Below are 8,780 nucleotides of genomic sequence, written 5' to 3' on the forward strand. Positions count from 1 at the left end.
TTTCTTCACCATAGCCTAAGCCACCGATGGTGGTCGCTTCGCCCCAACCAATGAAACCATCCGAAGTTTCGATTTTAATGAGGACTAAGGTTTGAGTTTGCATCGTTGCGACCGCCATCTTGTGTGGACGGATCGTCGGGATTTCAACGAGCAAGGTTTCAACTGATGTAATCATTTCCACTCTACGCATTCTTGCATTGTGTATTTCATGTGGTATACCTTAAAAGAATGCAAAAATAGAGTCGAAGATCATTTTTGCATTTTAATATATTTAAAAGGTATGGAAGTCATGGAGCTTAGACATCTACGATATTTTGTCGCAGTGGTAGAAGAACAAAGTTTTACAAAAGCAGCCGAAAAGTTATTTATCGCGCAGCCACCATTAAGTAGACAAATTCAAAATTTGGAATCAGAGCTTGGCATTGCTTTATTTGAGCGAGGTAGCCGTCCATTAAAAACAACACAAGCCGGTTATTTCTTTTATCAGCACGCAGTGAAATTACTTGCCAATGCTGAAGAAGTTAAGTCTATGACAAAGCGTATAGGTCTAGTTGAACGTACAGTAACAATGGGGTTTGTCGGGTCACTGCTTTATGGGCTGCTTTCTAAAATTGTATATTTATATAGGCAGCAGCAACCCCACTTAAAGATTGAACTTGTTGAAATGACCACGTTAGAACAAGTTAAAGCACTCAAAGAGGGGAAGATTGATGTTGGATTTGGGCGGCTTAGAATTTCAGATCCAGCATTGAAGCGAATTTTGCTTCGTGAAGAGCGCTTAATGATGGCAGTGCATGCGAGTCATCCTTTAAGTTTAAAAAAGGAAGGTGTTTATCTATCTGATATTTCTGACGAAAATATTTTTTTATACCCTAGTCATACAACCCCTAGCTTTGCAACTCAAGTCCAAGCCTTGTTTGCAGAATATAATTTAGAACCTAAAAATATACGTTTGGTCCGAGAAATTCAGCTATCTCTTGGTTTGGTTGCAGCTGGTGAAGGTATTTGTATTGTTCCAGAAAGTGCGAAATCAATTCAGCTATCCCATTTGCTTTACATTCCAATTTTAGATGAAACTGCAGTAAGTCCAGTATTTATGACGATACGTAATCTAGATGAGAGCGAGGACATCATGTCTCTAATAGATTGTATTTACCAAGTGTATGATTTAGAAGCAATTAAATATGATAGAAATTTAATTTAGATAGGGTCTAATACAATAATTAGACTTAGGTCTAAAGCTATTGAATAAAAAATAGCAATCTAAAATCTTAAATACTCAAAATAACTACGACTTTAGCTTATGCCCCGAAAAGGGGCTTAATTTTTTTTGATAAATTTCAAACAAATAATTTTAACTTTAAAGAAAAACTAGGTTGCAATAAAAAATTCAAATTAGAAATTCTCAAAGAATTTTTTTTCTAAGTAATTATTCGTCTAATTTTTATTCAATCATACTAGAAATGAGCCCTCAAGATTATTCAGACCTTGAAGGTATATATATAGATATATTCGGTTTTGGACATTTTTTCAGCTTTAAGTCAATGTTGCGTCATATTTTTGGAGAGTTTATTTGCAGGAGGCGCAACCTTGGAAGCAAACAAATTAAATATCAATCGTGTGATTGATGATGCTAAGTTCACACCATTTCATTGGGGTGTATTGTTTTGGTGCTTATTGATCATTATCTTTGATGGTTATGATCTTGTCATTTACGGAGTTGCATTACCTTTATTAATGCAGGAATGGGCATTAACTTCAGTACAAGCTGGATTGTTAGCAAGTACAGCTTTATTCGGGATGATGTTCGGTGCTATGTCATTTGGTACATTATCAGATAAGCTTGGTCGTAAAAAAACCATTATGATTTGTGTGGCAATCTTCAGTGGATTTACATTTTTGGGTGCATTTGCATCAAATCCGACTGAATTTGGTATTTTACGCTTTATTGCTGGTCTAGGTATTGGCGGTGTAATGCCTAACGTTGTTGCTTTAATGACTGAATATGCACCTAAGCGAATTAGAAGTACTTTAGTTGCCCTTATGTTCAGTGGATATGCAATTGGTGGTATGACATCAGCATTATTAGGTGCTTGGTTAGTTCCACAATATGGCTGGAAAATTATGTTCTATATCGCTGTATTGCCTTTAATCGCATTGCCGTTGATTTGGAAATTCCTACCAGAATCTTTGATGTACCTGACCAACAAAAACCAAACAGAGCAAGTGCGAATTAATGTAAAGAAAATCGCACCTGAAAAAAATATTACTGCTGACACTCAATTTGTATTAGATGAAGTCACAGCAGGTGATGAAGCTCCTTTAAAAGCATTATTCCAGCAAGGTCGTACCTTTAGTACATTCATGTTTTGGATCGCATTCTTTATGTGTTTACTTATGGTTTATGCTTTAGGAAGCTGGTTGCCAAAACTTATGATTCAAGCGGGTTACTCGCTTGGTGCAAGTATGATCTTCCTATTTGCATTAAATATCGGTGGTATGGTGGGTGCAATTGGTGGTGGATATCTTGCAGATCGTTTCCACATCAAAAAAGTACTTGCAATTATGTTCGTGTGCGGTGCACTTGCACTTATCCTTCTCGGCTTTAATAGTCCACAAATCGTGTTGTATACGCTAATTGCAATCGCGGGCGCTGCAACGATTGGCTCACAAATTCTACTTTATACATTCGTCGCACAATATTATCCGTCAACAGTTCGTTCAACTGGTATGGGGTGGGCATCTGGTATTGGTCGAATAGGTGCAATCGTAGGTCCAGTACTTACCGGTGCTTTGTTAACCATGGAACTTCCGCACCAAATGAATTTCTTGGTCATCGCAATTCCTGGTGTGATTGCAGCCTTAGCAATTTTCATGGTGAATCTGAAAAATTCAGTAGATGGTAAAATTGCTCAGGAAGAATCTGTACACTCTTCTAAAGTCGTAGAACAAACTCAGTAAAAATTCTTTATAAATAAGACAGCTGCCAGAAGGTGGCTGTTATTTAGACTTTTAAACCATTTTTTAGGATAAGAGAGATTAGGATGATCTTTTCAAACAAACCTTTTACTTTAAGTTTAATCTCATTAGCTGTTTTAACATCTACTGCAGCATACGCGAATAGTCCACAACAGTCTGAAATAGAGCAACTACGTCAAGAAATCGAAGCACTTAAATCAATGATGGAACAACAACAGAAGAATGCTGTTGTGCAGGCAAAATCGATTGAGACATTAAAGACAGAATCAGTTAGACCACAACCAAAATTAAATGTTGGTAAAGATACCACTTTTAATTTTTATGGAAATGTTCGTCTAGATGCTTCATATCAAGCTGAAGGTAGTGGGTTAGATCGCCTATATAATAATATTAATAAGGTTCCTTTAGCCGGTAATAATGAGGCGAGTGATCAGCTTAAGTCGACTCTATCAGCAACACGTTTAGGTTTGGATATTCATAGTCAAATTAATGATAAAAAAGTTTCAGGTAAAGTTGAAGTCGACTTTTTGGGTGGAGCTGGATTAGATAATCTTCGTATACGTCATGCTTATATGAATTACGATAAATGGTTAATTGGTCAAACTTGGTCTAACTTTGCTGTGCCAGACTATATGCCTGAAACGATTGATGCCTTAGGTTATGTGGGGGGTGCTGTAAAACGTACACCTCAAGTTCGTTATAGTATGAGTTTAGCACCTGCAACAGGCTTGGTCCTTGCAGCAGAAGATCCAAAAGATGGATTATCTAAAATGCGTACACCTGCAGTCACAGCGCGATTGAATCATCAATTAAATGATGATGCTAAACTCAGTTTACGTACCATGGTCAATGAAAAGAAAACAGAGGTTGATGAAGTCGTTGCATGGGGCGTAGGACTAGGTTTGCAATACAAGTTAGCTCCTTCAACTACACTGAAAGCTGACTACTATCATGTAAAAGGAGATAGCAGTTTCGTTTCATGGACGAATCCTGGTATCAGCCGTAACTCATCTGGTGAAATTTTAGATGAGAATGAATTTGACTCGATTACAATAGGTCTAACGCAACAATTTAATCCTCAATGGCGTGGAACTGTTGGTTTTGGTTATATGAATCAAGATGTGACAAATGCTTATCGAGGTGGTGCAGTAAATCTGACAGAGATCAATAAGGAGCTTTGGCAAGGTTGGTTCAATGCATTCTATAGCCCAATCAAACCGATTAGCCTTGGGTTGGAATATGTGTATGGTGAGCGTAAAGCTGTAGTATCTGCACCAAATGGTTCTAATACAGGTGAGGATAATCGTGTAAGTGCTGTAGCAATTTATAATTTCTAAATTATTCAAACTTGAATGATGATAAAAAGAGCGATTTTTCGCTCTTTTTTTATGGGATGGTTGTAGAGAATGTCAGAATAGATCCTAGAAAAAATAAAAATATAAAAGTACTATGAGATCTTATTTGACTTTAGATTCTCATCTACTAGGAGAAGGCGCGTTTCGTGTACGAATTAGATTGCAAATTACTCAGTATTTTTTTTCATGTTTATAAATTTAAAAGTGTCTCAGTTGCTGCTGAGCAATTGCAGATGAGTCAACCAGCTGTAAGTAATATTCTTAATAAAATTCGACAACATTATAACGATCCACTTTTTTTAAGAATTGGGAATGAAATGATCCCTACGGAATTATCAAAGCAATTATTCCCATTAGTCAGTGAAGCATTGAGTAAAGTTGAAGCGATTAATAATTTCACGATTGATTTTGATGAAGCTATTTCAGATCAACAATTCACCTTGGCGATGACCGATGTTTCGCATTTAGTACTACTGCCTAAAATTTCCCAATATCTCAAAGCAAAAGCATCTCATGTCAGATTAAATGTACGTCCAATAACTTCTGAAACAAGTTATCAAATGGCTAATGGTGAAATTGATCTTGCATTAGGATTTCTGCCTCATTTGGAAAATGGCTTTTATCAACAAAAACTATTTGAACAATATTATGTTGTAATTGCAGCAAAAGACCACCCTCGTTTAACGGGAGATTCAATCAGCAAAGAGCAGTATTTGGCAGAATCACACATTGATATTGATGCGGGAATGGGGCATTACCACATCGAAAATGAGCTGTTAAACCTTGAACTTAAAAGAAATATTTTAATGCGATTACCAAGTTATCTTGGTGTTGGTCTTGTTGTTCAAGAAACTGATGCGATTGCTACAGTGCCTTATTATTTGAGCGAAGTTTTATTATCACGAGGAAATTTAAAAATCTTTGATGCACCTATTGCTTTCCCGACATATGGTGTTAAACAATACTGGCATATGTCCTGTCATCATAAGACCAGCCATCAATGGCTAAGACATATGTTTCATGAAATCCTTGTAAAATAACACTCATAAATACTCTATGAGCAAGCGATTGGGGTTATAGAGGTAGGCTATTCCTTAAATAAAAAATAGCCTAAGCTCTAAGCATCGTTATTAATTTTTAACTAAACCGCCATCCACTATTAAATTTTGACCAGTGACAGCTTTGGAGTACGGTGACAAAAACATTAAAATGGCTGAAGCAAACTCATCAGGAGTGACTACTTTACGCAAGGGGGTGGCGGAAGCAATATAATCAAAAACTTCCTGTGGCGTGCTTTTACTTGCATCAGTTTGTTGAAGTAATCCACCGGACAACATATTGACATTAATTCCAAACACACCTAATTCATGAGCACATGTTCTCGTCAATGCGAGAAGGGCAGATTTTGCAGTAGTATAGTCATGATATGGCACAACAGGATTTTGCACCAAGTTTGTTCCTATATTCACAATTCGACCGAATTGATTGGCTTTCATGTCGGCTAAAGCGGCTTGAGTGGTATTAAGGGCAGCTTTGACAGCACCCTCAAACTGAGTGTGCATATCATTCCATTGTATTTGTGAAATATTTGGTCTTGCATCCCCGTTAAATTTAAATCTAACGAGTGCATTATTCACAATTGAATGAATAGCTTCACCAAATTGCAGTTTGGCAGCGTTAAACATTTCTGAAACTTGATCTGCATCAGTAATATCCGCTTGATAAATAAAAACTTGATCAGGATGTGAAAGTTTTAATGTCTTAGCGGACTCATGACTACTATGATAATTGACAACGACACGAGCGCCTTCGCTCAATAATGCCTTGGTAATAGCCAAAGCCAAGGCCTCGTGCCCCACCTGTAACGAGTACAATCTGTTCGTTTATTTTCATTTACACACAATCATTAAGACTTGGTGAAGATTGTATTTAAATAATAAGTAACTTCAACCTTTGATAAAGCAAAAATATTTATTTTTGAAATGAAATTTCTAATAGTTTGTGATGAATAAATCTGAGCTTGTCTAAGACTTTATCTGATAGCGTAAATGGGTATGCATCATCTAAACCCATACTTCGATTAAGTGCATTTAAGTTAAAAGTGATGATTAACCAGTTTTGTAAAACAGTTTCAAAGTTTTTAGCACCAATCGGATTTTCTTCGATCGTCATACTTGGGAGATCAGCACGTTTAGATTGAACACTCAGACCCGCATAATATGCTGTTTCTAAGGTATCCATCATATGTAAATAATGCGCCCAAGTCTCTGCCCAATCTTCCCATGGGTGAGCACTCGCATAGGAACTAATAAAATTTTTCTGCCAGTCTATGGGTGGACCTTCGTGATAATGTCGCTTTAAAGCCTCAGCATAATCTTGTCGTTCATCTCCAAACATTACTCTGAACGCATCAATGAGATCTGGTCGAAGCTGTTGAATGAGATCAAAATAGTAATGCCCGCTTTCGTGGCGAAAATGACCGAGTAGGGTTCGATAGTTTTCACCCATTTTTATTCGGGTTGTTTCGCGGTATACGACGTCTGCTTCGCTTGCATTTAATGTAATTGTACCTTGAGCATGCCCAGTTAAAACAGGAAGATCTGGTTCGGGCATCAAAAAATTAAATCTAAGTCCAAATTGATCTTGATCATTTTTTTTTGGTCTTGGCATGATATTTAGTTGTTGCATCATATAAAGGAAACGACGCTTCGCATGCTCTAATCTGCTCCAATAGATGGTGTGATCAGGATTATTTAAATTTGGAATAATAGAGGTTAGTTTGCAAGAGTCACAGTAAATATCAGAACTTTCTGCAGGAATCATCCAATTGCATACATGATGATGCAAATAATTAAAACAGGGTTTATAGAGTTTATTTTTGAATTTGGGATTAATAGATTTCCACAACTGACTAGTATGTTTATGGAAACTTTCCATTTCTTTTTCTTCTACAACATATCCTAAATTAATTCCACAATGAGTACATGTAGAATTCATAAAAAAGATTTGCCGATTGCACTGCGCGCAAGAAAAATATTTCATAAAAATTATTCATTTTTTTGAGATTATACCATTGCTTTTTTCAAAAAAAAAAATTTGTGTTTCTGAAATTAAATAATGAAAATTAAAAGCAACAAAAATGATGAACAATAAGTAATCAACGTATTGAATTTGTAAATAGTAGTATAATTAAGATCATTTAGTTACTGTATAAAATAAAATCAATTTTATTAAAAAATAGTGTGATGCAAATCACAATATATTGAAATATATGATTTTTAATCTAAAAAAATCTTGATTAGAAAACTAAATGATCGTTTAATGCTATCAAGTATAATTTCTTTAAATCTATGGGTATTTTGTATATGCAAACTCAGATTATCTCAAAAAAAACCTTGAATAATACGATCACTTCAGAAAGCAATATAATTAAAATTGTTGAAGACTCAGTTGTAATGATCGACGTGGCTCCTGAAGATGTTCAAGAGCTGATTGTGAATGATAATCAGGTCATTATTAAACTTAATAATGGGGAAACAATAACCCTAGAAAACTTCAATTATGAAACATCTGATTTAGTTTTCCGTAACCAAAATACTGAGATGTTTGTTCTTGATTTCAAAAATGTAGAATACAATCCTTTAGAAAGCATAGAAGCGTTACTAGAAGGTGGTGCTGGAACTGGCGCTACAATCTTAAATAATTGGTTAGCTGGTGGTGCACTTGCACTAGGTGCAGTTGGAGTTGGCGTTGCTGTATTTGATGCAGCTAATGGATCAAGTGATACAAAACAACCTTCCAAAGATCTCAGCAAATTAGTTGATGCAATCAATGATGCTAAAAATTCATTAAATCAATTGGATGGTGATGAAAAACAGCGAGTTGAAAATGCTATTAATGATGCAGAAGCTGTTTTAAAAGACCCAGAATCAAGTCAAGAATTACTTGACCAGACGGCTGATGATTTAATTGCTATTGTTGAAGATGCTTTAAAAGATCAAGAAGCTAAAGATGCTGCTAAATTAGAAGAAGCAATTAATAATCTTGAAGCTGATTTGGAAAATGCAAAGGATAAGTTGGAAAATGAAGATCCAAATGATCCATATACTGATGAAACTAAATCAGAATTAGAAAAAGAAATTGAAGAAGCTCAAAAGCTTGTAGATGACTTTAATAACAATATTGGTGATAAGCCAAGCATTGATGATGTAAACAACGCTCGTGATGAACTAAATAATGCTGTTGATAATCTAAAAACTGAATCACAGCAAGAATTTGAAAATATGCCTGCTACAGAAGCGGATTTACTTGCGCTTGAAACGAAGGCAAAAGAACTTCAAAAGAAACTTGATGACAATGCAAAGTTAGCAGACGAATCAGAGAAATATACTGATGAAACACGTGATGCACTTCAACAAGAAATTAATGAAGCTTTACAACTCGTTG

General features: G+C 35.7%; 6 protein-coding genes and 2 pseudogenes. 5 read left to right on the top strand and 3 right to left on the bottom strand.

Going from position 1 to position 8,780, the window contains the following annotated elements:
- Positions 1-175: pseudogene (locus FTV17_RS15025) on the bottom strand (muconate cycloisomerase); the annotation flags it as partial.
- Between the two features lie 114 nt (positions 176-289).
- Between FTV17_RS15025 and FTV17_RS15030 the strand changes: the two are divergent.
- The 4 genes from FTV17_RS15030 to FTV17_RS15045 all read left to right on the top strand — a co-directional run bounded on the left by FTV17_RS15030 (position 290) and on the right by FTV17_RS15045 (position 5,374).
- Complete coding sequence (locus FTV17_RS15030) at positions 290-1,204, top strand: LysR family transcriptional regulator (protein ID WP_035270297.1); 915 nt, start codon at positions 290-292, stop codon at positions 1,202-1,204.
- A 386-nt stretch (positions 1,205-1,590) separates the two neighbouring features.
- On the top strand, positions 1,591-2,961 hold the full coding sequence (locus FTV17_RS15035; RefSeq protein WP_180000640.1) for an MFS transporter: 1,371 nt from the start codon (positions 1,591-1,593) through the stop codon (positions 2,959-2,961).
- An 83-nt stretch (positions 2,962-3,044) separates the two neighbouring features.
- Complete coding sequence (locus FTV17_RS15040; protein WP_180000642.1) at positions 3,045-4,316, top strand: DcaP family trimeric outer membrane transporter; 1,272 nt, start codon at positions 3,045-3,047, stop codon at positions 4,314-4,316.
- Positions 4,317-4,480: 164 nt separating this feature from the next.
- Entirely contained in the window at positions 4,481-5,374 is an 894-nt protein-coding gene (locus tag FTV17_RS15045) for a LysR family transcriptional regulator (protein WP_092766282.1), read from the top strand.
- A gap of 90 nt (positions 5,375-5,464) precedes the next feature.
- Here FTV17_RS15045 and FTV17_RS15050 read toward each other — a convergent pair.
- Positions 5,465-6,227: pseudogene (locus tag FTV17_RS15050) on the bottom strand (3-oxoacyl-ACP reductase).
- Between the two features lie 78 nt (positions 6,228-6,305).
- The gene (locus FTV17_RS15055; protein WP_180000644.1) at positions 6,306-7,376 is read right to left on the bottom strand and encodes a putative zinc-binding metallopeptidase; all 1,071 of its coding nucleotides are present in this window, start codon (positions 7,374-7,376) and stop codon (positions 6,306-6,308) included.
- Positions 7,377-7,699: 323 nt separating this feature from the next.
- Between FTV17_RS15055 and FTV17_RS15060 the strand changes: the two genes are divergently transcribed.
- Positions 7,700-8,780, top strand: a 1,081-nt coding sequence (locus FTV17_RS15060) for a BapA prefix-like domain-containing protein (protein ID WP_180000646.1), incomplete at its 3' end; no start/stop codon positions are given.

This window comes from Acinetobacter sp. YH12239 (assembly GCF_013417635.1).
Taxonomy (GTDB): Bacteria; Pseudomonadota; Gammaproteobacteria; order Pseudomonadales; family Moraxellaceae; genus Acinetobacter.

What these genes read in the sequence shown, in the direction of transcription:
- FTV17_RS15055 (WP_180000644.1), bottom strand. Translation starts at nt 7,376, where the DNA reads ATGAAATATTTTTCTTGCGCGCAGTGCAATCGGCAAATCTTTTTTATG.
- FTV17_RS15030 (WP_035270297.1), top strand. Translation starts at nt 290, where the DNA reads ATGGAGCTTAGACATCTACGATATTTTGTCGCAGTGGTAGAAGAACAA.
- FTV17_RS15040 (WP_180000642.1), top strand. Translation starts at nt 3,045, where the DNA reads ATGATCTTTTCAAACAAACCTTTTACTTTAAGTTTAATCTCATTAGCT.